This window comes from Kaistella rhinocerotis (genome assembly GCF_030243905.1).
Taxonomy (GTDB): domain Bacteria; phylum Bacteroidota; class Bacteroidia; order Flavobacteriales; family Weeksellaceae; genus Kaistella; species Kaistella rhinocerotis.
This window is the reverse complement of sequence record NZ_JASSYY010000001.1, coordinates 847,437-870,944: the sequence shown is the minus strand read 5'-3', so window position 1 is coordinate 870,944 and position 23,508 is coordinate 847,437. Positions and strand designations below refer to the sequence as shown.

Sequence of the window (23,508 nt, the reverse complement as noted above, 5' to 3'; positions counted from 1 at the left end):
AGGCCGTGTTACTTGCTGAAATATTTTCCGATCCCGGCAGAGTCGAAAGTGTATTTGTTTTCTGTCTGGGTTTTGTCCAGTTTTTTATTGGCTGCTAGTGCCCACAAAATTAGTTCTTTGCAGAAAATGCGGTCGCCCGCAGCAAGGTCGCTGGTGTTTTCATCAATCAGCACATCCAGCGGTTTTACTTCATTCAATTTGGTGTTGAAATCATCATCACTGTCGTTATAATTGAGCTCGAGCTGGTTTTCATCGAACCACCGGATCAGATCGGTGTACGGCGTCCGGATGCTTTCTTTCTCGAGTTTTGGAATTCGCGGGAAAATCTGTTCGAACTGTGTCATCACTGCGTGATCGATAAGTAACTTCGCCACGTGGTCAGCGCCTTCCTGTTCACCTTCGTATACAAGTTCAATCTTGCCGGTAATCGACGGAATCACGGACATAAAATCCATAAGACGCACCGAAGTTTTCTCCGAATCGGTCTCTAACAACCTGAGTTTCGCCGCCGCGACCAGATTTTCCATCGCACTGATGGTAAGCCGTGCACTCACGCCGCTTTTCGCATCTACAAATTCGCTTTCACGCGCGGAAAACGCGATTGCTTCGAGCAGGTTTTTAGCCATATCCGGAACTGAAATGCGCGATTTGTCATCTGCTGAAATGTTGGCTTCCTGCTCGGTGATCTGGCGGGCGAGCGGAATGGTTTTCGGATAGTGAGTGAAAATCTGCGAACCGATTCTATCCTTCAGCGGCGTCACGATGCTGCCACGGTTGGTGTAATCTTCAGGATTCGCGGTGAAAACGAACTGGATGTCAAGCGGCATCCTCAGCTGAAATCCGCGGATCTGAATGTCGCCTTCCTGCAAAATATTAAACAGGGAAACCTGGATCCTGGCCTGCAAATCGGGCAGCTCATTCAATACGAAAATACAGCGGTTAGCACGCGGAATCATACCGTAATGTAATACACGCTCATCGGAATAAGGAAGTTTGAGCGTAGCTGCTTTTATCGGATCGATATCACCGATCAGGTCGGCTACATTAACGTCCGGTGTAGCGAGTTTTTCAAAAAACCTGTCATTGCGGTGAACCCACGAAATGGGTGTGTCATCACCTTTTTCTGCAATCAGGTCACGCGCATATTTGGAGATCGGCTGAAAGGGACTGTCATTGATTTCGGAACCTTTTACAATGGGCATGTATTCATCCAACAGACTCACCATGCTGCGCGCGATACGGGTTTTTGCCTGTCCGCGGAGGCCAAGCAGATTGATGTGGTGCCCTGCGAGTAATGCTTTCTTTAGTTGAGGAATCACCGTGTCTTCATAGCCCCAAAGCCCTTCGAAAACCGGTTCTTTGGCTTTGATCTTAGCAATCAGGTTTTGCTGAATTTCTTCCGAAATGCTCTTGTGTGTATAGCCGGATTCTTTAAGTTCTTTAAATGTAGTATCGTTTACCATGTTTTTTTAATATGTTTATTTTTTTTCGCAGAAGGGTAGTTTGTAAAATGTACGATGTACAATGTACGATGTACGCTGTAAAATGTAAAATGTAAAATGTACCTTCTAGCTTCTAACATCTAGCATCTAGCATCTATTTTCTATATTCTCCTGATCCGGTTCCTTTCGTAATCCTCGAAAATCATTTCGCCAAGATTTGAAAGTCCGGTGAGGAAAGCTTTTCCTTTGTTCTGCGCCGTGAAAGCTTCCACAAACCGTAGGAGATAAGGATCCTGCGCGATCATAAATGTAGTGATAGGAATCTTCAGTTTCCGTGCCTGCGCGGCTTTGTTCAGACATTGGGCGACAATCATCTCGTCTAATCCGACACTATTCATGTAAAATTCGCCGGTAGGCAGTTTGATGCAGCTCGGTTTGCCGTCCGTTATCATGAAAATCTGTTTATTTGTGTTCCGCTTGCGCCGCAAAATATCCATCGCGAGTTCCAGTCCGGCTACCGTATTGGTGTGATAGGGCCCAACCTGCAGATAGGGTAGGTCTTTGATTTTAATCGGCCAGGCTTCATTCCCGAACACGATAATATCAATTGAATCTTTCGGATATTTCCGCTTGATGAGTTCTACAAGGGCCATCGCAACTTTTTTTGCAGGCGTGATGCGGTCTTCGCCGTATAAAATCATCGAGTGGCTGATGTCAATCATCAACACGGTGCTCATCTGCGCTTTGTGGCGGGTTTCCTCCACGATCAAATCGTCTTCGGTCATGCGCAAGTCACTGATTCCGTTATTTATCTGCGCATTTTTCAGACTTTCAGTCATGTTCACAGCGGTTAGGTCGTCGCCAAACTGGAAGTTTCTGTTTTCGCCGTCACGTTCGTCGCCAATTCCGGTTTTGGAAGTGCGGTGATTGCCGATGCCGGTTTTTTTGAGTTTGCCAAAAATCTGATCGAGCGCAAATTCGCGCAAGGCCTTCTCAAGCTTTGGCGTCAGCAAGTTTTTACCTTTTCCTTCGCCTGTGTTGCCGTCTTCTGAGTCTTTTTCTTCTTTAATGTAGCCGCGTTTTTTCAGGTCTTCAATGAAATCTTCAAGCGAATAATCTTCATTAAAAATGTCATATTCCTTATCGAGCATTTCAAGCCACTCGAAAGCTTCATCCAGATCGCCGGAAGTGTGCGTCAAAAGATCTTTGAAGACATCAAAAATACGGTCGAAAGGCGAAATGTCTTCCGGTGTATGTTTTTTGAAAGTGAAACCCTGTCTGAAATTTATTAATCCGTCACTCATATTTCCTGCAGTTTGCAGCGACAAGTTATGGAAATTTCAAGCCAAAGGTGTGGTGGCAAAATAGATTATTCTAATCAGCCTGATAAGGTTTGAATAAAATGAAAAAATGTTTTTATTTCTCGCGCCACCTGTTTTCTCTCCAGCTTTTTTGCTCATTCTTATCGAGGAAAGTCCAGGCGATAATTCGGCTCGATTTGTTTCCCGTGCCCATCGGAATTGTCTTCACATGGAAAATCTCCGCTTCGCCGAGCAGTTTATAGATTTTTTTAAGGTTTGATTCTTTTGAAATTAAAGTCGAAAACCAAAAACAGTTCTTGCCGAAATCTTTGCTTTCCGAAATCATGTTGCGGATGAATGCGATCTCACCACCGGGATAAATCAGCTCGGTATTTACTCCCGAAAAATTCAGTTCGGTTTTTACCGTTGTTTTACCGGTGAGATTGCGGATTTTCCGCTGTGTGCCTTTCTCTGCATCTTCGGCCAACGCGTGAAAGGGCGGATTGCACATGGTGAAATCAATATGCTCATTTTGATTGATGACTCCTTTAAAGATGTTTTTTGCATCATTCTGAAGCCTGATTTCGGCTTTGTCTTTCAGTTGATCATTCGCCGCGATATTGTCCTGTGCAGATTCAACCGATTTTGGATCAATGTCCGAGCCAATGAAGCTCCAGCCATATTCGGCGATTCCAAGAATAGGATAAATGCAGCTGGCGCCAACGCCTACATCGAGAACGGTAATGTTTGCCGCATTTGGAGGTGTGCCGAAATTGCTTTGTGTAAGCAAATCTGCCATCTGATGCAGATAATCTGCACGACCCGGAATTGGCGGGCAAAGATTCTCATCCGGAAAATGCCAGCTTTTTATGCCGTAATATTGGTTCAAAATGGCCTTGTTGAGCAGTTTTACCGCTCGTGGATTGGCGAAGTCGACAGAATCTATGCCGTGTTTGTTGGGTTTGATGTGCAGGGCCAAATCCGGTTCAGTAGCGATAAGTGCCTTCAGATCATAAGGTTCGCGGTTTTTGTTTCGTGGGTGAAGACGTGTTTTCTCAGGCGTATTTTTGTTAGCGGACATTTTTAAATATTTAATAGGCAAAGATGCGGCAAAATAAACGGGAAAGCGTTTCTTTTCTCCAATGTTGATTAGCTTATTTCGAGTTATGCAGCACCACATACTCCCATGGCGCCAGCTTTAAGGATGTAGTATTTGGGATTTTCTGTTTTTTTCCGCTAAAGAGATTCGTATACGTGCCTTCATCGAAATGCGTGTCGATATTTACCTGCACTTCGTCTTTGCTTAAATTCAGGAATGCAATGACTTTATCACTGTTTTTTTCGCGGACAAACGAAATGACCTGATCCATCTTATCATTCATCAACCTGACCATTTCACCGCCATGCTTGCCGTTCCAGAGTGCCTGGTTTTTATGCTTTAAAGCGAAAAGTGCCGTATAAAGTTTCGCGATTTCATGTTCTTTCCAATCGATGGGATCGCGTTCGAAAAATTTCAGCGGGCGGTCTAGTCCGGCTTCCTGTCCGCTGTAAACAAGCGGCATGCCGTCCATTAAGGCAGAAAATACAATAGACGCATTCAAAGCAGCACCGAAATTGGTGTATTGAGTTCCTTCCCACGAATTTTTGTCGTGATTGTCGATGAAATTCATTCGGATTCCTTCTTTTGGAAAGATAGAGACATGTTCTGCGATGTAGGCTTCACCGAGGGACTTTACACTTTTACCGCTTGTGGCAATTTGATGAAGGATGTTCCACAATGTCCAGTTGTAAGTTGCGTCAAACGCCTTGCGGTGAAGTTCTTTATCTTCCGCTTCGGCCAGCATAAAAACAGGTTTTATAGCGTCAAGTTCTGTGCGCACATTTTCCCAGAAATCGATAGGGACAAAACTGGCTACGTCACATCGATAACCGTCAATGTCATATTCTTTCACCCAAAACTTTAAAGCATCCGTCATGTATTTCCGCAAACCAGGCTGGCTGTAATCAAAGTCGATGATATCATCATAATCCCGCCACGGCGTGGACTGGAATTTGCCGTCACGGGATTTCGTGTACCATTCCGGATGTTTTTTAACCAATTCATTATCCCAGCTGCTGTGATTCGCCACCCAATCAAGGATCACGTACATGCCGTGCGCGTGGATGGCTTTTACCAAACTGCGGAAATCGGCTTCTGTACCGAATTCAGGATTGATGCCCAAATAATCTTTCACAGAATAGTAACTGCCGAGACTGCCTTTGCGGTTTACCTCGCCGATGGGTTGCATAGGCATCAGCCAAATAATATCGATGCCCATTTTCTTCAGGCGGGGAAGTTGTTTTTCGACAGCTTTAAAACTACCTTCCGGAGAAAACTGACGAATATTCAGTTCGTAAAGTGTAGCATTTTTAACCCACTCCGGACTTTTCATTTCGACGTAGGGTTTGGGTTGATAAGCTGATGTGGTTTGTTGGGATTTCATAGTGAAGTGAAAGAGAAAGAATAACAGGATGAGCGCACGTATCATTTGGTTCGCATTTTTTAATTCATTAAAAATAGCACTTATTTAAAAATTGAAATAAGACACTTTAGGTTCAATCTTTGCTGAAAAGTTATTAAAATTCAAATCTTCAATCATTTATGATTCCTAAAAAAATACATTACTGTTGGTTTGGTGAACAGCCAAAATCTGAACTCGCCGAACATTGCATCGCCTCCTGGAAACGCATCCATCCTGATTTCGAAATTGTAGAATGGAATGACCAAAATTCACCGCTGAGTGATAATCAGTATGTGAAAGACGCGTATGCCCAGGGAAAATGGGCATTTGTTTCGGATTATGTGCGTTCTAAAGTGATGTACGAGCATGGCGGAATCTACATGGATACTGATATGGAACTCAAACTTCCGCTCGGTGAATTCCTTAATGAAAAAGCAGTCTGCGGCTTCGAAGTGAAGGGAGTGCCCTATTCCGCCTTTTGGATGGCCGAGCCGGGACATCAGCTTTCAAAAGATTTTATGGAATGGTACAACCGCCAGGATGGTTTCTTTGAGCGTATCAATACTGACATTTTTTCTGAAATGCTTGAAAAAGAATATGGCGCCAACCGCTACAGCGACACCATACAGGAACTGAAGCATGGCGTGAAACTTTTTCCGTCGGTCTATTTCTCGCAGGATTTACCCAAAAATTATGTAAGTCACCATTTCAACGGATCCTGGTTTGGCGGCGATGCAGAAAACACACATAAGAAAATGGTGAATGTTTATGGACTTCTTGAGCGTTTGGTGAATTACCCGGATGCCAATAAAGCTGTCGAGAGCATCATCAACGAACATAAAATAATCGATGTAACTGCGGTGCTGGATTTAATTCCGAAGGAAAAAATTGAAGCTTATTTGAAGGGTTAGGAAAACTGTATCGTTCTAAAATTCAGTCTCTAACATCATTTTTCTCCGGAATAAATTCCAACAAGTCGCCAGGTTGACATTCAAGCACTCTGCAAATGGCTTCCAGTGTGGAAAAACGTACGGCTTTTGCCTTGCCGGTTTTTAATATCGACAAATTCGACAGCGTCAAATCCACTTTTTCCGAAAGTTCGTTTAAAGACATTTTGCGCCTGGCCATCATGACGTCGAGGTTTACAATTATCGGCATAGCTCAGACGGTTAGTTCGTTTTCATTTTGCAGTTCAATCCCTCTTTTAAAAATGGTGGCGATGACGTAAATCACCGCTGCCATCAGTATAAAAGCCTGGCTGTCTACCCAGAATTCGTGTACGCCTGCGATTTCGAAACCGCGTTTGGTGAGTTGCTTTGCAGTTTCACGACCGAAGTAACTTAGCATCCCAATGGTGAAGGTAAAATAGCTGATCGTGTAGATCTGTTTTGAAATGAGGTCTTTGAAAGGCTTATTCAAATCCATTTTCGTGGTAAGTTCGATCAGTTTATAAAAGAGCAATCCTTTCAGAACCGCAACTGAGAGAATTAAACTGTAAATGCTGTAAAATGCCATCTGGCTGCGGGCGTATATGGGGCTGAGATCCAGTTTTTGGTAAAGTAGAGGTACGGTTTCTGGCTTAAATATGCTGAAAGCAAACGTCACTAGCAGTGCGCCGGCCTCGATGCTAAGGCCGACAAAGATAATCCAGGCAATTACATGCAGCGCTTTGAATACGAAATCATCTGTGTTTTTCATGATTGGTAAGTTTAAATTTTATTCAAATGTAATAAATAATTATTGATAAACAGTAAATATTTATTTAAATCAAACATTTCACCACAAAAGAAATCCATCCTTCAATAGAAAGATGGATTGTTTTAATTTAAAATTTCTGTCCTTCTACTTATGCGTCAGAATATTTTAAGACAATTTCTTCAAACTGCTGAATGTCAAAAGGTTTCGCTAAATAATCATCTGCGCCTGCAAGTGAGGCCAATTCACCGATATTGCTGTTCGCCGAAAAATAAATCACAGGAATGTGGCTGAGGTCCTCGTGCGCTTTTATGCGTTTAGTAGCTTCCACGCCACTGATGTCCGGCAGCCAGTTGTCCATAAATATCAGGTTTGGCATGAACTCCAATACCTGTTCCTCTACATCAGTAGTGGTAGGCGATGTCTGTACTTCATAGCCCAGATCCTGCAGAATCTCGGTACAAAGCTCGAGGATTTCCTCATTATCATCAAAAATAAATACTTTCTTATCCATATTATATTGTCGTCATTTTGCTAAATTATTAATAAATCCGGGCATTTCATCCGGTGTGAGTATGGCGTTTGGAGTCAAAATTTCCAGCGCATGGGCCGGCATGTAGCTCACGACCGCCGTGGCGGGATCCTGTACCAGCACCATTCCTTTTTTTTCCTGAACATTCAGTAAGCCTTTGCTGCCATCACTGTTGGCGCCGGAAAGTAACAGACAGGCTAATTTCTTTCCGAAAACATACGCTGCGCTTTCAAAACTTACGTCCAGCGAAGGTCGGGAAAAATTCACTTTTTCGGAAGCGTCCAGTGAAAAAGTTCGGTTGCCCTCGATGAGCAGATGATAGCCGGGTGGCGCAATGTAAATCGTGGCCGGTCTTAGTTTTTCTTTTTCTTCTACTTCCTTTACCGAAAGTTTGGTTTTGGCTGCGAGAAGGTCGGTAAGTACATTGTCTTTACCCGGCATACGGTGCAGCACCAGGATTATAGGGAATGGAAGTGAAGCATCCAAACCGGGAATAATTCTGAGCAGAACTTCCAGGCTTCCGGCAGAGCCGCCAATCATCAACGCGTCACAGTTCATCATCAATTTATTTTTCGCCAGATCTTTTCGCCTTTCAGCCGTTCAAAATTTTTAGCCACCGGTGAGAAGTCGAGGGATTCCTTAGTTCCAAGTGCCAGATAACCGAACTTTTCGAGGCTGTTATCAAACAGTTCGAAGACTTTATTCTGCAACGGCCTGTCAAAATAGATGATCACATTTCTGCACAGAATGAGCTGAAACTCATTGAATGAATTATCTGTCACCAAATTATGACTTGAAAAAATGATTTTCGAGCGGAGTTCATCCTTTAGTTTTCCAAGGCTGTAATTGGCCGAATAGTAGTCTGAAAAATTTTCTGTGCCGCCTGCTGACAGGTAATTTTCGGTGTATAGCTGCAGCTTGCTCATCGGGATCATCGCCTGCGACGCATTTTCGAGCACAGTATTATTGATGTCTGTGGCGTAGATCAGCGATTTGTGCAGCAGTTTTAATTCTTTAAGAAAAATCGCGACTGAATAGGCTTCTTCGCCCGTGCTGCAACCCGCGACCCAAATTCTTATGAAAGGATACGTCCCGAGTCGCGGCAGGATCTCCGTCCGTAAAGTGCTGTAGAAAGCCGGATCGCGAAACATTTCGGTGACATTAATGGTAACCTGTTCCAGAAATCTTTTGAAATAAGTCGCATCGGTTTTTATCCTGTAGCGGTATTCGGCAAAACTTACGAACCTGTCGAGTTCATAAAGCCTCACGATTCGCCGTTTGAGCGAGGCACGTGAATAGCCCGTGAAATCGTATCCATAGACTTCAAGCACGTCAGAAAGCAAAGTTTCCAGGTATTCGTCGCTGCGTTCAGAGAGCACTATTATTAAATATTTAATTGTTTAAGCACCTGCAAAAGTTCGTCCACATTCACAGGTTTCGAAATATAGCCGTCAGCACCTGCGTCCAGACACTTTTCGCGGTCGCCGGTCATCGCCTGCGCCGTCACAGCAATCACCGGAATCTGCTTCAGGTTTCCGGCATTTTTCATCACGCTTATGGCTTCGTAACCGTCCATTTCCGGCATCATCATATCCATCAGCACCACACCTATTTCGGGTTGGGCCTGTAGAATATCAAGGCCTTCGCGGGCACTCTGTGCGGAAACGCATTCGTACTTCTTGGCCGTCAGCACCGCGCTCAGCGCAAAGATATTCTTGCTGTCATCGTCTATGATTAGTATTTTTTTCTGTTCGCTCATTTTTGCGATGTTTATTTAAAGTTTATCATAAAGCCAAACCCGCAAAAGTGAGATCAGCTGGTCTATGTCCACAGGTTTCGATATATAGTCTGATGCGCCTACGGCGATACATTTTTCACGGTCACCCATCATGGCTTTGGAAGTGACAGCCAAAACCGGCAGATTTCGGTATTGCGCCATCGAGCGGATCTCCCGGATGCTTTCATAGCCGTCCATTTCCGGCATCATCATATCCATCAGCACTACATCGATTTCAGGATTTTTGTCTAATGCTTTCAGCGCTTCTTTCCCATCCATCGCCGGAATCACCGTCATGCCATGAATTTCAAGTGCTTTTGTAAGCGAAAAGATGTTACGCACATCGTCGTCAGCAATAAGTACTGTCTTCCCTTTCAGGATATTACGCAACTCGCCGGTGAGACTCAATGTACCAGCAGGCTGAAGATTCTTTCGGTTTTTTTCCTCTACAAGGTGCAGAAACAGACCGGCTTCATCCAAAATACGCTGATAAGAGTAGGCGGTTTTCACCACGATGGAGTCTGCGTACTTCTTAATACGGTTTTCCTCGCCCTGCGACAGGTTTTTCCCCGTAAATACGATGATAGGAAGCTGCTCTAAACCTTCGCTCTGCTTGATGGTCTCAAGTGTGTCGTAGGCATTACGGTCGGGCACGCCCATATCCAGTATCACACAGTCGATTTCACGGCTGCGGAGTGAATTGATACTGTCACTTACATTCGTAGCGATATCGGTGGTAATGTTATTCGCGCTAAGGAAATAGCTTAAAGCTTTTGCGTGCTGCTCATTCTCTTCTACAATTAAGACCTTCTTTGGGCCTTTATTCAATGCGTTTTCAAGCTTTTTGAATATCTCCTGCATTTGCTCGAGCGCGAAAGGCTTATTGATGAAATCTACCGCACCGCGCAGCAGGCTTTCCTGCTTGAATTTCATCGAGGACATGATGTGCACCGGAATCGGCTTGGTTTCAGGATTCGATTTTAATGCTTCCATCACTTGCCAGCCATCCATCACCGGCAACTGAATATCAAGCAGAATAGCGAGCGGTTTGTAATGCTGAGCCATCTCGAGACCCACATCGCCGCGCACTGCGACAATTGCCTTATAATTTTTGCTTCGGGCATAATCTAAAAGTATTTTTGCGAAAGGCGTATCATCCTCAATGATGAGAATCACTTTGTCACCTTCGGAAATGGTATCACGGTCATCTGCAACAGGCTGTGGAATGTTGTCGGCAATGTAACGTTCAGGCTGCTTTTCCACTATTTTTTCGGTAATGACAGTTGGCGCGGTTTCTTCCGCCTTTTCTCCGGTGTGAACATTTTCACCATCCAGCGGAATGGTTAAGGTAAATTCACTGCCTATACCTTCGGTACTGTTCAGCGTGATGTTTCCGCCCAGAAGTCTCGCCAGTTCGCGGCTGATCGAAAGGCCCAAACCGGTACCGCCATATTTGCGTTGCGTGGAGCCGTCTGCCTGCTGGAAGGCTTCAAAAACAAGGCGCATTTTGTCTTTTGCAATTCCAATTCCGGTATCGATAACTTTAAAGACGATATTTTCTTTCTCACCGGAAACATTAAGCGTAATGCTGCCTTCGCCAGTGAATTTGATTGCATTAGAAAGCAGGTTTTTAAGGATTTGTTCCAGTCTCAGTTTATCGGTACGCAGCGTCGTAACCGCGTTTTCCTCCACATTAATATTAAGTGCGAGGTTTTTTTCTTTTGCTAAAGGCGAGAACAGCATCTGCATATCGCGCGTGATCTCACTTAACGGTACTTCGCCGAACTCAAGCGTCATTTTCCCCGATTCAATCTTAGAAAGATCGAGAATCTCATCGATGAGTTGAAGAAGTCCCTGACCCGAGCTTTGCATCACTTCGGCATATTCCACGTATTGTGAGTCAAGATCTTCACTTTCAGACATCAGTTTGGAAAGGAGTAGGATGGAGTTGAGCGGTGTGCGGAGTTCGTGCGACATATTGGCCAAAAACTCAGACTTGTACTTGGTGCTTTGCTCAAGTTCAATCGATTTTTGCTGAATGTCAAGATTCCTTTGTTCAATCAAAACATTTTTTTCCTCTAGCAAAGCAGTTCTTTCTTCGAGTTCCTGGTTGCTCTGCAGGAGTTCTTCCTGCTGCACACGAAGTTCTTCCTCTGATGCTAAAAGCTTTTGAGACTGTGCCTCGAGTTCAGCATTGATGTTTTCAAGCTCCGAGTGCTGCGACTGCAGTTCTTCAGACTGTGCCTGCGTTTCTTCCAGAAGTTCCTGCAGCTTGATCCGGCTTTGCGCACTGTGGAATGCCAGCCCGATATTGCCGGCAACGGATTCCAGAAACTCCAGCTGACGCGGTGAATATTTCCGCGTACTGCCAAGTTCGAGAACGCCGAGCGGAATATTATAACGCGTAATCGGAAGCGCCACGATATTCGTAGGTTTGGTGCTACCGGCGGCGTAATTTATTGTAATATCTGATTCAGAAATATCATCTACAAGTTGCATTTTTCCTGTTCGGAAACTTTCACCCGTGATGCCTTCGCCGATATTTAGCGAAGTAGGCCCGTTTTCACGCGACATTGCAAAAGACCCCGCAAGGTGTAGGAAATTATCCTGCTGAAGATAAAGTGCTGCCACGCTGCTGCCTGTAATTTCGGTAATTGTTTCGAGCACTGCCAAAGAAAGGTTTTCGATGGTTTTGTCACCCATCATGCGGTCATTCAATGTGGCCACAGATGAACTAAGCCATTCTTTGGTTTCAAGAGTATTGAATGAATCTTTGAGGGAGGCAGCCATTCTGTTTAATGGTTTTGCTACATTCCCCAGATTTTGCTGTGCGTTTTCGTCAGATAATATGTCGTAATCACCGTTAGAGATTTGTCCTGTTACCTTTTCGATGGCTTTTAGACGGTTTTCCGTTTCCAGGTTCTTTTCCTCAAGTTCGCTCGTCAGATTGGTTTTCTCAAGGAAATCCTGATTTACACGGCGGAAGAATACCAAGGTAATGGTAATTGCTAAAATTGCCGAAAAGATAATCAGGATCGGCGTGTAGGAAGCAAATTTGTTCATGCTCTCCGTGCGGGATGCGAGCACATTCTGCTCCGCAGACTGCATGATTGAAACCATATTGCGGATTTCGTCCATGTGTTTTTTGCCCTCCAGCAACTGTTCCGCTGATACCGGATTATTGACGCGCTTGTAATTCAGGTTTCTGTCCAGAATCTGGATGCGCCTATCGATGCTGTTTCGCAGCTTTTCCATGTTGCGGCTTTGCTCCACTGAGTGCGTAAGCTGGACCGAAAGGTTGGTGATTGCCTCGTCTATCCGGCCCTTAGAGCGGTTGTAGGGCTCCAGAAAACGTGAATCACCGGAAAGGAGATAACCACGCTGTCCGGTCTCCGCATCTTTCACCAAGGAGAAAATTGTCTCAAGATCTCTGATGTTTTTATTGGTCTCGCGAACCATCGCGGAACTGTCTATAAGGTTTCTGATGCTTATAAAGGAGGCGGCTGAACTCACCAGTAATAAAAGGAGCGAAAAGCCCAGCCCAAAAAGTAGATTTCGGTTAAAACTCATATTTATAATATTTCAGATTGCGCATGCACAGGATGCAGCGGAAGAGTAAAGTAAAATTCGGATCCTTCGCCGGGTTGGCTGTTCACACCGATTTTGCCGCCGTGACGGTCAATGATTTCCTGGCAGATGTAGAGCCCGATGCCCAGACCCTGGAAACGCTCAGAGGTTTCTTCGATTCTGTAAAATTTGTCGAAAATCTTCTGTTGATGTTCTTCAGACATCCCGATACCGAAGTCGCGGACGGAAAAATAGACGCAGTCATCACGAAGTTCTGTCATGATCTCTATCTGGTCGCTGCCGGGAGCGTATTTGATCGCGTTTGTTATAAAATTGATGATGACCTGCTCAATCCGCATTTCGTCGCCAAAAATCTCAGCACTCACAAAACCGGATTTATGCATTTTCAGCTGCGGATGACTTTGCTGCATCACTTCCACAATATGATCAAGCACTTCATCAAACGAAAAATAACGTCTGTTGAACTTCAGCTTGCCACTTTCTATTTTTGAAATATCGAGCAGGTCGGCGACAAGCAGATTAAGTTTTTCTACCTGATTCTGCACTTTTGTAAGTCTCGACCTTGTCGTTTCGATATCATTTTTTTCAAGGCTCCTTTCAAGCAGCTGAATGTATCCTTTGATACTCGTCATCGGTGTTTTGAGTTCGTGACTCGCGATGCTGATGAACTCGTCTTTTTTGCGTTCCGCTTCTTTCCGGAACTCTATTTCTTCCTGCAGTGCAACCTGCATTTCGTGAAGTTTACGGCTCTGTTCGTAGATTCGGTAGAATGTTTTCACTTTCAGCAAAAGGATGTTCATATCTACCGGTTTGCTGATATAATCGAGCCCGCCAGAAGAATAACCTTTCGTAATGAGGTTCACATTTGCGCTTGCGGCAGACAGGAAGATAACCGCGGTTTCTTTCGCTTTGCTGTAGCCAGAAATTGCTTCAGCGACCTCAAAACCATCCATCCCCGGCATCTGAACATCAAGGATGATGAGGACATAAGATTTCTTAAGGATTTTTTTTAATGCTTCCTCGCCCGACGAGGCCGTATCGACTTCAAAATCGTTTTTTTCAAGCACCTTTTTTAAGGAAATAATATTTTCGGGCGAATCATCAACGATTAAAATCATTTGCTTCAAATAAGTTAATAATATACAAAGTCACCAAAGATAACTATTTCAAATTTTGTTGCCAAAACGCGTGGCCATCGCAGCGTTGTGATCATAGGTTTAATTGGATATATTAAAAAAAACCTTCGCCAAAATATTTTGACAAAGGTTTTAGGTTAAATAGATGCAGCCGGAATATTGGTTATTCGGGACTGCTCGACAGTTATTGTTGATCTTCTTCCGCCGCTTCCCAATTGATGGAGTTGTATGCTGACTCGGTAAGTAATGAATCGGCTTCTTTTTCCTCGGCTAAAGTAGCTTCAAGCAGTTCCACAATTTCCGTCTCGCCGAGCGTGTTTGCGAATGCGGAAAGTGTTCCGTAAGATGCAATTTCGTAATGCTCAATTTTCTGTGACGCGGAAATGATGCCGGCATCGCGAACTGGTCCCGGTTCCGTTTCTTGCAGGATGCTTTCGCCTTCCTTGATGAGGCCTTCCATCGCATCGCATTTTTTGCCGCGGCTGGATTCGCCTAAAATTTCAAAGATCTGCTCCAGGCGCTGTACTTGCCCTTCCGTTACCTCAATATGATCTTCGATGGCCATCTTAAGTTTTGGCTCTGTGGCATTGTTGGCCATTTTGGGTAAAGCTTTCAGCAGTGCGCGTTCAGCATAAACGATGTCTTTCAGTTCATCCACGAAAAGTTCTCTCAGTCCTTCTGCTGCGGAGCTTTTTGGCTGTACCTTTCGTCCCTGTGATGTGTTTGTATTACTCATAATATTATTTTTTTAGTTTTTATGAAAATACAAATATCAGACCTCAACAACCCGAGCTGTTTTAAAATTATATTAAAACAAAATCCTGTCGAACTATAATTACAACTGCCCCAACCTTACAAATGCGCCTGTTTCTGCACTTTCAATGGCAGCTTCGATAATCATCATATTCACGATAATTTCGGAACCCGGAGAGGGTAGTGGACCGCCGTCTGTAACATGGTCGTATACCGCCTGATAGTAATTCATGTAGTTGCCGGGTTCGCTGTGCGTCAATGATCTTTCTTCCTCCGAATTTTCATTTAAATAATGAAGAATACCATCGTTATTGGTCAAAGGTTTCACCCAATCTGCTCCATACACAGGAGCGGAGCCTGCCGCCAGTTGGTTTTCCTGATCATCGGTTCTTTCCTGCAGGAAACTGCCCTTAGAGCCGTGAACCGCATAGGCATAATGAGCTTCTTTGGTAAATACCGAAGATTTCAGTCGTACACGAAGTCCGGTTTTATAGTAAAGTAAAATCTCAAAATAATCATTTGCGAACACTTCCCCTTTCATCGAAAACACGTCGGCGAAAAGTTTTTCAGGGAACCCGAAAAGTTGTGTCGCCTGGTCAATCAGGTGCGAGCCAAGATCGTGAAGCGCGCCTGAACCTGGGAGATCGCGGTTTTCTTTATGTGCTTTTGCGCTGGGTTCCGTTCTGTAACGGTCAAACCGGATTTCGGTTTCTTTGATCTCGCCTAATTTCCCGCTTTTAATGACTTTCTGAACCTGCAGGTAATCGCGGTCGAATCTCCGGTTTTGGTAAACACTTAAAAAAAGATTCTTTTCTGCAGCCAGACGCACAAGTTCTTCAGCTTCAGCGGTGCTTACGGTGAATGGCTTTTCGACGATAACGTTTTTTCCGGCTTCGAGTGATGCTTTAACATAGTCGAAATGTGTCTGGACCGGCGTATTTACAACCACCAGATCAACATCCGCATTTTCAAGCATTTCATCAACACTCCGATAAATAACCGCGTCCGGGTATTTTTCTTTCGATTCTTCCCTGTTCCGTTCTACAACGGCTGTCAGGGAAAACCCAGGATGTTCTTTTATAAACGGTGCGTGAAAAACTTTTCCGCTCATCCCGAAAGCGCAAAGGCCAACTTTTATCTGTTTCATACTGTAATTTTTAAGTTTGAAAAATCAACGGTTCTGCTCATTCTGCACTTCGGCATGCTTGGCTTTTTCCCATAGTTCGTCCATTTCAGCCAGCGTCAGGTCTTCGATTTTTAAATTTTTAGCCAAAGCCAAATCTTCCATTTTCTGGAAACGGGAGATAAATTTAAGATTGGTCTTTTCAAGCGCAGAATCGGGATTTAAACCTGAAATCCGGGCATAATTGATTAAAGAAAAAAAGATGTCGCCAAGCTCCTGTTCTTTCTTTTCAGAATCGGTTTCTGCGTGAAACTCGCTGAGTTCTTCATCCACTTTCGTCCAGGCATCGTCAGCATTCGCGAATTCAAAACCAATTCCTTTCACTTTATCCTGGATTCGAAAGGCTTTCACAAGACTCGGCAAACCTTTCGGTACGCCGGATAGGATCGATTTGTTGCCTTCCTTCAGTTTGAGTTTTTCCCAATTCTCTTTTACTTCGTCTTCATTCTGAACCTCTACATCTCCGTAGATGTGCGGATGGCGGTAAATGAGTTTTTCGTTCAGCGCATTGATCACATCTGCGATATCAAAACTCTCTTTTTCTGAACCCAACTTCGCATAGAAGACCAAATGAAGCAGTACGTCGCCCAGTTCCTTCTTTATTTCGGGTAAATTTTCAGCCAGAATAGAATCTGAAAGCTCATACACTTCCTCGAGGGTGAGGTGACGCAGGCTCTGGAAATCCTGCTTACGGTCCCACGGGCATTTTTCGCGCAGATCATCCATTATATCGAGCAAACGCCCAAAAGCTTCGAGTTTTTCCTGTCTTGAATTCATTTGGTTTTTAGGTTGAGATTAAGGTTAAGGCAAAAAAAAACTTTGCCAGACCGGTGACCTGACAAAGTTATTCAATATTACAAAATAGTTTAGCCCATTTTTCGGTGTGTGCTTTTTGGAGCGCCTTTCGCAGCAGAAGATGATGCTTTGGCTTTTGGTGCAGCCGGTTTTTCTGCCTTCGGAGCTGGTTTTTTAGTCTCCACTTTTTCAGTAGAAACTGCGTCAGCTGGTTCTTCTTCCGTTGATTCAGCTTTTACAAAAGATTCCGCTGTGATGTAGCCGGCTTTGTGCAGGATGTTGTACCACTGCGCAAGTTTTTTGATGTCTGAAACGTAAACGCGGTCTGTATCGTAGTCTGGAAGTGCTTTCAGCATGAATTCGCGCAGTTCGGCATCAGTAGATTTATGAGAGATCGTTTCCGTATAACCTGAATCTTTTGCAATGTTCTCAAAAACTACAAAAAGCGGAACCTCTTTGTCAAAAGTGAACATCGCGATATTGTCTAGCAGGCTCACCTGTGATGTATTACCGATGCTGAGCTTCTTTTTTGTAAGTACATCTTCAATGATGAAGCCGTTTTTTAGCTGAGAAACGAGCTTGTAAAGACCCGGTTTTCCCGAAATTGAAATTATTTTTTCTAACTGCATTTTTTTCTTATTTTTTAGTTTAATTTTTATTCTTAAAGGCGGGTAATCTACTTAGGAAACCTCATTTTGTAGTTGACGGCAACGTCTCCGTTTGAGATTTTCATCAGTTTTCCTTTCACCAGTTTTTTCTTCAGGCTGCTGAGGTGATCTGTAAACAGAATTCCTTCAATATGGTCGTATTCATGCTGTATCACGCGTGCACGCATATCTGAAAAAGTGTCGGTGTGTTTCAGGAAATTCTCATCATAATATTCGATCACGATGGTTTCCTTACGCTTCACATCTTCGCGGACGTCGGGAATAGAAAGGCAGCCTTCATTAAATTTCCATTCTTCGCCGGACTCTTCAAGGATTTGTGCGTTGATAAGCACTTTCTTAAAATCCTTCAGTTCATCTGCAATGTCGGCATAATCTTCATCTTCGGCAAGCGGCGACAGATCTACCACGAAAAGCCTGATATCAAGGCCAACCTGAGGTGCTGCCAGCCCGATGCCATGCGCGGAATCCATTGTTTCAAACATGTTAGCAATCAGTTCGCTGAGCTCAGGATAATCTTTGTCTATCTCCTGACATCTTTTCCTTAAAACGGCGTCGCCAAATGCGCGTATCGGTAGTATCATTTTTGTTGTTGTTCTAAAAAATTCTGCAAAATAAGCGTTGCGCTCACTTTATCCACCAATCCTTTTTCCTCACGCTTTTTCTTGTTTTTTCCACTCTGCGAAATGTAGAACGAGGCCATTTTGGAGGTGAAGCGTTCATCAAAACGGTTTACCGTAATATCCGGAAACTGTGTTCTGAATTTTTCTAAAAATTTCAAAATCTCAGTTTCAATCTGCGACAGATTTCCTTTCAGGTCTGTCGGGAGTCCAACTACGATCGCTTCCACTTCGTTCTGCGAAAAATACTTCGCCAAAAACGGGAAAAGGTTTTTGGTTTCTACGGTTTCAAGACCCGACGCGATGATCTGGAAATCGTCTGTTGCAGCGAGGCCGCAGCGCGCTTTTCCGTAATCTATTGCGAGGATTTGAGCCATAGTGCGCAAATTTAAGAAAATTTACCGAACATAAATCAGGTACAGCGCGCGGTAAATATTTGATGAAATTTAAAAATATTCCATAATTTTATTCCGTAAACTATTAGCTATGAAGACACTTTTACTTGTTCGGCACGCAAAAAGCGACTGGCCTGAAGATACCGAAGATTTTGACCGGCCTTTAGCGGAAAGCGGGATTCTGGATGCGCAACGCATGGCGGCGCACCTGCACGAAACCGGAATAAAAGTGGATCGGTTAATCAGCAGTCCGGCGCTGCGTGCACTGAGTACTTGTAAGATCTTCAATCAGCATTTCCAGACGGATATGGAGACGAACAAGAAGCTTTACAATGCCAATGAAGGGAACTTTGTGTCGGTGATTTATGAATTGGCAGATGATACCGAGTCGGTGGCGATGTTTTCTCACAACAACGGAATCTCCAATTTTGCGAATACGCTGTGTGACAGTATTTTCGCGTTTTCCACCTGCGGTGTTGCCGCTTGGGAAATCGATTGTGATTCCTGGACTGATTTTGAAGGTGCGCCGAAAAAACTGCTGTTCTACCTGGAGCCTAAATATATTTAGCGCATACATTTAAACAAAACAAAACCCTTTCAAAAGTTAGTAGAAAGGGTTTTTATTTTGGTGTGAAGTGATTCTTAATCTACGCGCTGCAAATCCAGATCTTCAAAATCAAATGAGAAGTCAGTGATATCAGAGATCGGTTTCATTCTGGCAGAGGTTGCTTTTCCCTTTTCGTCGTAATTCAGGATCACAAATGCATCCGCATCATAGCTGCGGTCATCCCATTTCGCGATGAATGTATTGTGGCTGTAAGGAAGCAGATCTCCTTTCAGACGCGGTGAATTTTTGCAGCGGATGAGCAGTTTGCCGTTTTCCTGGCTTAAAATTATATCACCAAACCAGTTGTCACGGTAGGTCCCGATATACTGTTCAGGTTTTGGTTGAAGTTTTTTATCTTTTTTAAAGGCATCAGACTTGGCAAAAACTTCCTTCTTACCCTTTTCGTAATCTGCATTTACCTTCGCCATGCGGTCGCCGTATGTTTTGAGCCAGTTTTTATCTGCTATGCCGAGGTATGAATCTCTCACTGTGTTGGTAATGGTGCTGAAAGCCGCACCGCTCTGCTGATTGGTCAGCACCACAATGCCCAGCTTCATGTCGGGGATCAGCGTAAACTGCGTCACTGTTCCGATGAGACCACCGGTATGGTAAACCTGTTTGTGACCCTTCACATCGGTCAGGAACCAGCCCAGGCCGTAGCCCGCAAAATTGGAGTCATTCGCATTTTTGAGTGCTACCGGTGTATTGATATGTAGGTTCCAAAGCTGCTGAATCTGCTTGTCCGAAACCAGTTTTTTGCCGTCTTTCGTCGTGAAACCGTTCATCAGAAATTCCGCCCAGGTATTCATGTCGGTGATGTTGCTGATGATTCCACCGGCTGCGTTTGCTGTTTCATTCCAGTCGTGAGGCACGGGAACAGCTTGGCCGTCCACGGGCGCATGCGCGTCGATCAGGTTTTTTACCCCTGCTTTCTTCGCGCGGTTATAGCTGCCGAAACTTGCATTCATGCCGACAGGTTTCAGGATTCTCTGCTCGATAAATTCGGCCCAGCTTAATCCCGATGCGCGGTGAATCACTTCGCCCGCGACAATGAACATGATGTTATTGTAGTCGAGTGTAGTACGGAAGGTATTTTCGGGTTTCAGGTAGCGCACATTGTGCACGATATCGTTTACCGTCAGGTTTCCACCTTCTGGGAAAAACATTAAATCGCCCTGACCCAAACCCAGACCTGCGCGGTGCGTAATAAGGTCTTTGATGGTGATTTCCTGCGTTACGTAAGGATCGTACATGCGGAATTCCGGAATATGCTTAATGACTTTGTCATCGAAACTTAATTTACCTTCATCTGCTAGCATCGCGAGTGCGGTGCCTGTAAAGCCTTTAGAATTTGATGCGATCCCGACAAGCGTATTTTCGTCCATCTTGGCTTTGGTATTCAGTGAAGCGACGCCAAAACCTTTTGCATAAACGGTTTTTCCGTCTTTAATAATGCCGACGGACATGCCCGGAACATCGAATGTTTTCAGCGTGTTTTGAATGAGTTCATCGAGTTTTTTTTCATCGATTTGGGCCAGCGCAAATACCGAAAACATTAGCAAAAGTGCGGAGAGATGTCTTTTCATTTGAAAAATTGTTTGATTTTCTACGAAGATAGAATTTTTTATACTTTTTTAATTCAGATCCAGCACGAACGTTCCGGTTCCTTTGGCACAGTTGCTGTTGCTCTCAGGCAGTCCCTTTAAATTTTAAATAGGGAATTTCTGCATCTGAAATAGCGGAAAACCTTAAATTTGTCACAAACCTTAAAGTAAATGGAAAGCAAAAAGAAATTCTTTCTCGAGTGCTATGAGCTCGGTATCATCAAATTTGGTCGTTTCACCCTGAAAAGTGGTATTGAAAGTCCATTCTATGTGGATTTGCGGCCGCTGGCCTCGGACCCGAAAATCTTGAAACGGCTTGCCAATTACCTTTTGGATATGCTGCCGCTCGATAATTTTGATTTGATCTGCGGTGTTCCGTATGCGGCGCTGCCTATGGCCACAGCGATGTCTTTGGAAAGTTATCTTCCGCTGATCATTAAACGAAAAGAAGCCAAAGAACACGGCACCAAAAAACTAATTGAAGGTATTTATAAAAAGGGACAAAATTGCCTGCTGGTAGAAGACGTAATCACCTCCGGCAAATCTCTGCTCGAAACCATTCCGGAGATTGAAGACGAAGGCATCACAGTTTCTGATATTGTGGTGGTTCTCGACCGCGAACAGGGCGGAAAAGAGCTTTTGGAAGGTAAAGGATACCGTGTACATACCTTATTTACCATTTCTGAAGTCTGCAAAATGCTGCAGGAGGAAGAACACCTTTGCGACGACGATGTCCTGAGAATCAATGAATTTTTGCGCGGAAACCAGATTACTTTTAAGGATGCACCCAGAATGACCTACGAGCAGAAACTCGACGCTGCCGAACACTCTGTAGCCAAAAAACTGCTTGAAACCGCCATCGCAAAAAATTCGAACCTGATCGCTTCGGCTGATGTACTTACCACGCAGGAGTTGCTTGAGTTAGCTGATAAAATCGGGCCTCATATTGTCGCCCTGAAAACTCATATCGATATCATCACCGATTTTGACCCCGATACCACTATCCTTCCGCTCAAAGACCTCGCGGTGAAGCATAATTTTCTGCTGATGGAGGACCGCAAATTTGCCGACATCGGTTATACGCAGGAGCTGCAGTTTTCCTACGGTATGTATAAGATTTCAAACTGGGCAGACTTTGTCACTTCCCACGTAATCGGAGGTTACGAATCTTTGGACTGCTTCCTGAATGTGGGCGTCGTAGCAATCCTCGGAATGTCATCGAAAGGAACACTAACGGACAGAAACTATCACGAACACGCGCTGAAGTTAGCGCAGGATCATCCGAACGTAATCGGCGGTGTTTCGCAGAAGCAATTGCCGGAGAACCTTTTGCTGTTCACGCCGGGCATAAGTTTATCTGATTCGGGTGACGGGAAAGGTCAGCAGTATCACTCACCGGAGCATGCGATAAAAAACCTCCGGACAGATTTCATCATCGTAGGTCGCGGCATTTACAAATCCGATGACGCCGAAAGCGCTGCCTTACAATACAAACTGGCTGGCTGGAACGCTTATTTGGCAGAAACGGGTAAAAGTGCCAGGTAAAAAGTAAAAACAGCCCGTTGGGAGGTGTGTTCGAAGCTGTGCATATGGCGAAGAAATTCGCGTACGTGTTTTCATCTTCAAAAAGCGTAATTTTGCAGGCTATAATTTTATTTAATCATTTTTAATGGAACTCATTCACCGAAACCTACTCATTGGAATTCACGACGCACTGGAAGAAACATTTTTTCAGGACAGAAAATACGCCGACAAGGTCATTGAAAGGCTTTTGAAAGCTAACAGAAAGTGGGGCAGTGAAGACCGGAAAGTGGTTTCACAGATCTTCTACGATATCATCCGCTGGAAAAAACGCCTTGAGTATTACATGAGCGAAGGTGTGAAACCCAACAATATCTATAAAATGATTCTTACGTATTGCCTCTGGACCAAGACGCACTACAAAAAATTTGAAGAATTCGACGGTATTAAAATCGCGGACATCTTAAATAAACTTAAGAAGAATACAGTTCCTACAAAAGCAATTGAGCATTCGATCCCCGACTGGCTAGCTGAGACACTTGAAAAAGAACTTGGGTCTGGATGGGAACGTGAGATGAATGCGCTCAACGAGCAGGCGCCGACGATTCTGCGGGCCAACACGCTGAAAACTTCTACCAAAGAACTGATCTCTGATCTTAAAGACGAAAACGTGGAAAGTTTTCCGATCCGGAATTATCCGGATGCGGTACAGCTTGAGGAAAAGAAAAATGTGTTTCTCACATCGGCTTTCAAAGACGGTTTGTTCGAGGTACAGGATGCCTCTTCACAAAAGATTGGTGAACTTTTAGATGTGCAGGAAGGTATGCGAGTGGTGGATGCGTGCGCGGGCGCCGGTGGAAAAACCCTGCATTTGGCGGCTCTGATGAAAAATAAAGGTCAGATCATTGCGCTTGATATTTACGAATGGAAACTTGCGGAACTGAAACGCCGTGCAAAACGAGCCGGCGCACACAACATCGAAGCACGCTTCATAGAGGATAATAAAGTCATCAAAAGACTTCACGAAAAGGCCGACCGTGTGCTGATTGACGCGCCGTGTTCAGGTTTGGGCGTTTTAAAGAGAAACCCCGATTCCAAATGGAAGATTGACCAGGATTTCATTGACCGTATTAAAAAAGAACAGCAACAAATCCTGCAGGATTACAGCAAGATGCTGAAAAAAGGCGGGAAAATGGTTTACGCGACCTGCTCTATTCTGCCAAGCGAAAATAATGAGCAGGTGGAAACATTCTTGAAGGAAAATGAGGGCTTCAAACTGCTTAAAGAAGAAAAAGTAATGCCGAGCGAAGGCTTCGACGGCTTTTACATGGCGCTCATTGCCAGGAAAGCCTAAAGGAATATTGTCGATAACAGAAGAAGCCATTTCAAATGC

General features: G+C 44.2%; 23 protein-coding genes. 4 read left to right on the top strand and 19 right to left on the bottom strand.

Annotated features, from left to right (window positions below; genetic code table 11):
* Positions 1-8 precede the first annotated feature (8 nt).
* The 4 genes from QEP06_RS04035 to QEP06_RS04020 form a co-directional block, all read right to left on the bottom strand.
* Positions 9-1,463 (bottom strand): sigma 54-interacting transcriptional regulator, encoded by a 1,455-nt coding sequence (locus QEP06_RS04035; protein ID WP_285269167.1) that lies wholly within the window; start codon positions 1,461-1,463, stop codon positions 9-11.
* Between the two features lie 140 nt (positions 1,464-1,603).
* Positions 1,604-2,746, bottom strand: coding sequence for a vWA domain-containing protein (locus QEP06_RS04030; protein ID WP_285269166.1), 1,143 nt, complete (start codon positions 2,744-2,746; stop codon positions 1,604-1,606).
* 112 nt (positions 2,747-2,858) lie between these two features.
* Positions 2,859-3,824, bottom strand: a complete 966-nt coding sequence (rlmF, locus tag QEP06_RS04025) for a 23S rRNA (adenine(1618)-N(6))-methyltransferase RlmF (RefSeq protein WP_285269165.1) — start codon at positions 3,822-3,824, stop codon at positions 2,859-2,861.
* A 73-nt stretch (positions 3,825-3,897) separates the two neighbouring features.
* Entirely contained in the window at positions 3,898-5,271 is a 1,374-nt protein-coding gene (locus QEP06_RS04020) for an alpha-amylase family glycosyl hydrolase (protein WP_285269164.1), read from the bottom strand.
* A gap of 113 nt (positions 5,272-5,384) precedes the next feature.
* On the opposite strand from QEP06_RS04020, the gene QEP06_RS04015 reads away from it, so the two are divergent.
* Positions 5,385-6,155, top strand: coding sequence for a glycosyltransferase family 32 protein (locus QEP06_RS04015; protein WP_285269163.1), 771 nt, complete (start codon positions 5,385-5,387; stop codon positions 6,153-6,155).
* A 22-nt stretch (positions 6,156-6,177) separates the two neighbouring features.
* Here QEP06_RS04015 and QEP06_RS04010 read toward each other — a convergent pair whose 3' ends face one another.
* The 14 genes from QEP06_RS04010 to ruvX all read right to left on the bottom strand — a co-directional run bounded on the left by QEP06_RS04010 (position 6,178) and on the right by ruvX (position 18,365).
* Positions 6,178-6,402, bottom strand: coding sequence for a helix-turn-helix domain-containing protein (locus QEP06_RS04010; protein WP_285269162.1), 225 nt, complete (start codon positions 6,400-6,402; stop codon positions 6,178-6,180).
* 3 nt (positions 6,403-6,405) lie between these two features.
* A complete protein-coding gene (locus QEP06_RS04005; protein ID WP_285269161.1) occupies positions 6,406-6,942 on the bottom strand; it encodes a DUF2975 domain-containing protein in 537 nt (178 codons plus the stop codon).
* A gap of 148 nt (positions 6,943-7,090) precedes the next feature.
* On the bottom strand, positions 7,091-7,453 hold the full coding sequence (locus QEP06_RS04000) for a response regulator (RefSeq protein WP_285269160.1): 363 nt from the start codon (positions 7,451-7,453) through the stop codon (positions 7,091-7,093).
* Between the two features lie 12 nt (positions 7,454-7,465).
* Entirely contained in the window at positions 7,466-8,032 is a 567-nt protein-coding gene (locus tag QEP06_RS03995; RefSeq protein WP_285269159.1) for a chemotaxis protein CheB, read from the bottom strand.
* Positions 8,032-8,850, bottom strand: coding sequence for a CheR family methyltransferase (locus tag QEP06_RS03990; RefSeq protein WP_285269158.1), 819 nt, complete (start codon positions 8,848-8,850; stop codon positions 8,032-8,034). The genes QEP06_RS03995 and QEP06_RS03990 overlap by 1 nt, the downstream gene beginning before the upstream one ends.
* A 5-nt stretch (positions 8,851-8,855) precedes the next feature.
* On the bottom strand, positions 8,856-9,230 hold the full coding sequence (locus QEP06_RS03985) for a response regulator (protein ID WP_285269157.1): 375 nt from the start codon (positions 9,228-9,230) through the stop codon (positions 8,856-8,858).
* 15 nt (positions 9,231-9,245) lie between these two features.
* Positions 9,246-12,818: a response regulator gene (locus QEP06_RS03980; protein ID WP_285269156.1), complete on the bottom strand. Its 3,573-nt coding sequence runs from the start codon at positions 12,816-12,818 to the stop codon at positions 9,246-9,248.
* A gap of 2 nt (positions 12,819-12,820) precedes the next feature.
* Positions 12,821-13,954 carry an ATP-binding response regulator gene (locus QEP06_RS03975; RefSeq protein ID WP_251832946.1) on the bottom strand — a complete coding sequence of 378 codons (1,134 nt, stop codon included), beginning with the start codon at positions 13,952-13,954 and terminating at the stop codon, positions 12,821-12,823.
* Between the two features lie 202 nt (positions 13,955-14,156).
* Positions 14,157-14,708 carry a YciE/YciF ferroxidase family protein gene (locus QEP06_RS03970; RefSeq protein WP_285269155.1) on the bottom strand — a complete coding sequence of 184 codons (552 nt, stop codon included), beginning with the start codon at positions 14,706-14,708 and terminating at the stop codon, positions 14,157-14,159.
* Positions 14,709-14,807: 99 nt separating this feature from the next.
* Positions 14,808-15,872 (bottom strand): Gfo/Idh/MocA family oxidoreductase, encoded by a 1,065-nt coding sequence (locus tag QEP06_RS03965; RefSeq protein ID WP_285269154.1) that lies wholly within the window; start codon positions 15,870-15,872, stop codon positions 14,808-14,810.
* A gap of 24 nt (positions 15,873-15,896) precedes the next feature.
* The gene (gene mazG / locus QEP06_RS03960; RefSeq protein ID WP_285269153.1) at positions 15,897-16,685 is read right to left on the bottom strand and encodes a nucleoside triphosphate pyrophosphohydrolase; all 789 of its coding nucleotides are present in this window, start codon (positions 16,683-16,685) and stop codon (positions 15,897-15,899) included.
* 89 nt (positions 16,686-16,774) lie between these two features.
* Complete coding sequence (locus QEP06_RS03955; protein ID WP_285269152.1) at positions 16,775-17,332, bottom strand: DUF5606 family protein; 558 nt, start codon at positions 17,330-17,332, stop codon at positions 16,775-16,777.
* A 47-nt stretch (positions 17,333-17,379) separates the two neighbouring features.
* Positions 17,380-17,952, bottom strand: coding sequence for a peptide deformylase (gene def / locus QEP06_RS03950; protein WP_285269151.1), 573 nt, complete (start codon positions 17,950-17,952; stop codon positions 17,380-17,382).
* Positions 17,949-18,365 carry a Holliday junction resolvase RuvX gene (gene ruvX / locus QEP06_RS03945; RefSeq protein WP_285269150.1) on the bottom strand — a complete coding sequence of 139 codons (417 nt, stop codon included), beginning with the start codon at positions 18,363-18,365 and terminating at the stop codon, positions 17,949-17,951. Before ruvX ends, def begins: the two co-directional genes overlap by 4 nt.
* A gap of 109 nt (positions 18,366-18,474) precedes the next feature.
* On the opposite strand from ruvX, the gene QEP06_RS03940 reads away from it, so the two are divergent.
* Positions 18,475-18,951, top strand: coding sequence for a SixA phosphatase family protein (locus QEP06_RS03940; protein ID WP_285269149.1), 477 nt, complete (start codon positions 18,475-18,477; stop codon positions 18,949-18,951).
* Positions 18,952-19,025: 74 nt separating this feature from the next.
* Here QEP06_RS03940 and QEP06_RS03935 read toward each other — a convergent pair whose 3' ends face one another.
* A complete protein-coding gene (locus tag QEP06_RS03935; RefSeq protein WP_285269148.1) occupies positions 19,026-20,576 on the bottom strand; it encodes a serine hydrolase in 1,551 nt (516 codons plus the stop codon).
* 189 nt (positions 20,577-20,765) lie between these two features.
* On the opposite strand from QEP06_RS03935, the gene pyrF reads away from it, so the two are divergent.
* Together pyrF and QEP06_RS03925 are read left to right on the top strand one after the other, a co-directional pair.
* A complete protein-coding gene (gene pyrF, locus QEP06_RS03930; protein WP_285269147.1) occupies positions 20,766-22,139 on the top strand; it encodes an orotidine-5'-phosphate decarboxylase in 1,374 nt (457 codons plus the stop codon).
* Between the two features lie 124 nt (positions 22,140-22,263).
* Positions 22,264-23,469 (top strand): RsmB/NOP family class I SAM-dependent RNA methyltransferase, encoded by a 1,206-nt coding sequence (locus QEP06_RS03925; protein ID WP_285269146.1) that lies wholly within the window; start codon positions 22,264-22,266, stop codon positions 23,467-23,469.
* The last annotated feature ends 39 nt before the right edge of the window (positions 23,470-23,508 follow it).

Coding starts and splice junctions, on each gene's coding strand:
- rlmF (WP_285269165.1), bottom strand. CDS start 3,824: ATGTCCGCTAACAAAAATACGCCTGAGAAAACACGTCTTCACCCACGA.
- QEP06_RS04035 (WP_285269167.1), bottom strand. CDS start 1,463: ATGGTAAACGATACTACATTTAAAGAACTTAAAGAATCCGGCTATACA.
- ruvX (WP_285269150.1), bottom strand. CDS start 18,365: ATGGCTCAAATCCTCGCAATAGATTACGGAAAAGCGCGCTGCGGCCTC.
- QEP06_RS03965 (WP_285269154.1), bottom strand. CDS start 15,872: ATGAAACAGATAAAAGTTGGCCTTTGCGCTTTCGGGATGAGCGGAAAA.
- QEP06_RS03975 (WP_251832946.1), bottom strand. CDS start 13,954: ATGATTTTAATCGTTGATGATTCGCCCGAAAATATTATTTCCTTAAAA.
- QEP06_RS03955 (WP_285269152.1), bottom strand. CDS start 17,332: ATGCAGTTAGAAAAAATAATTTCAATTTCGGGAAAACCGGGTCTTTAC.
- QEP06_RS04030 (WP_285269166.1), bottom strand. CDS start 2,746: ATGAGTGACGGATTAATAAATTTCAGACAGGGTTTCACTTTCAAAAAA.
- def (WP_285269151.1), bottom strand. CDS start 17,952: ATGATACTACCGATACGCGCATTTGGCGACGCCGTTTTAAGGAAAAGA.
- mazG (WP_285269153.1), bottom strand. CDS start 16,685: ATGAATTCAAGACAGGAAAAACTCGAAGCTTTTGGGCGTTTGCTCGAT.
- QEP06_RS03980 (WP_285269156.1), bottom strand. CDS start 12,818: ATGAGTTTTAACCGAAATCTACTTTTTGGGCTGGGCTTTTCGCTCCTT.
- QEP06_RS03940 (WP_285269149.1), top strand. CDS start 18,475: ATGAAGACACTTTTACTTGTTCGGCACGCAAAAAGCGACTGGCCTGAA.
- QEP06_RS04000 (WP_285269160.1), bottom strand. CDS start 7,453: ATGGATAAGAAAGTATTTATTTTTGATGATAATGAGGAAATCCTCGAG.
- QEP06_RS03925 (WP_285269146.1), top strand. CDS start 22,264: ATGGAACTCATTCACCGAAACCTACTCATTGGAATTCACGACGCACTG.
- QEP06_RS03970 (WP_285269155.1), bottom strand. CDS start 14,708: ATGAGTAATACAAACACATCACAGGGACGAAAGGTACAGCCAAAAAGC.
- QEP06_RS04020 (WP_285269164.1), bottom strand. CDS start 5,271: ATGATACGTGCGCTCATCCTGTTATTCTTTCTCTTTCACTTCACTATG.
- QEP06_RS03935 (WP_285269148.1), bottom strand. CDS start 20,576: ATGAAAAGACATCTCTCCGCACTTTTGCTAATGTTTTCGGTATTTGCG.
- QEP06_RS03985 (WP_285269157.1), bottom strand. CDS start 9,230: ATGAGCGAACAGAAAAAAATACTAATCATAGACGATGACAGCAAGAAT.
- QEP06_RS04005 (WP_285269161.1), bottom strand. CDS start 6,942: ATGAAAAACACAGATGATTTCGTATTCAAAGCGCTGCATGTAATTGCC.
- QEP06_RS04010 (WP_285269162.1), bottom strand. CDS start 6,402: ATGCCGATAATTGTAAACCTCGACGTCATGATGGCCAGGCGCAAAATG.
- pyrF (WP_285269147.1), top strand. CDS start 20,766: ATGGAAAGCAAAAAGAAATTCTTTCTCGAGTGCTATGAGCTCGGTATC.
- QEP06_RS04015 (WP_285269163.1), top strand. CDS start 5,385: ATGATTCCTAAAAAAATACATTACTGTTGGTTTGGTGAACAGCCAAAA.
- QEP06_RS03995 (WP_285269159.1), bottom strand. CDS start 8,032: ATGATGAACTGTGACGCGTTGATGATTGGCGGCTCTGCCGGAAGCCTG.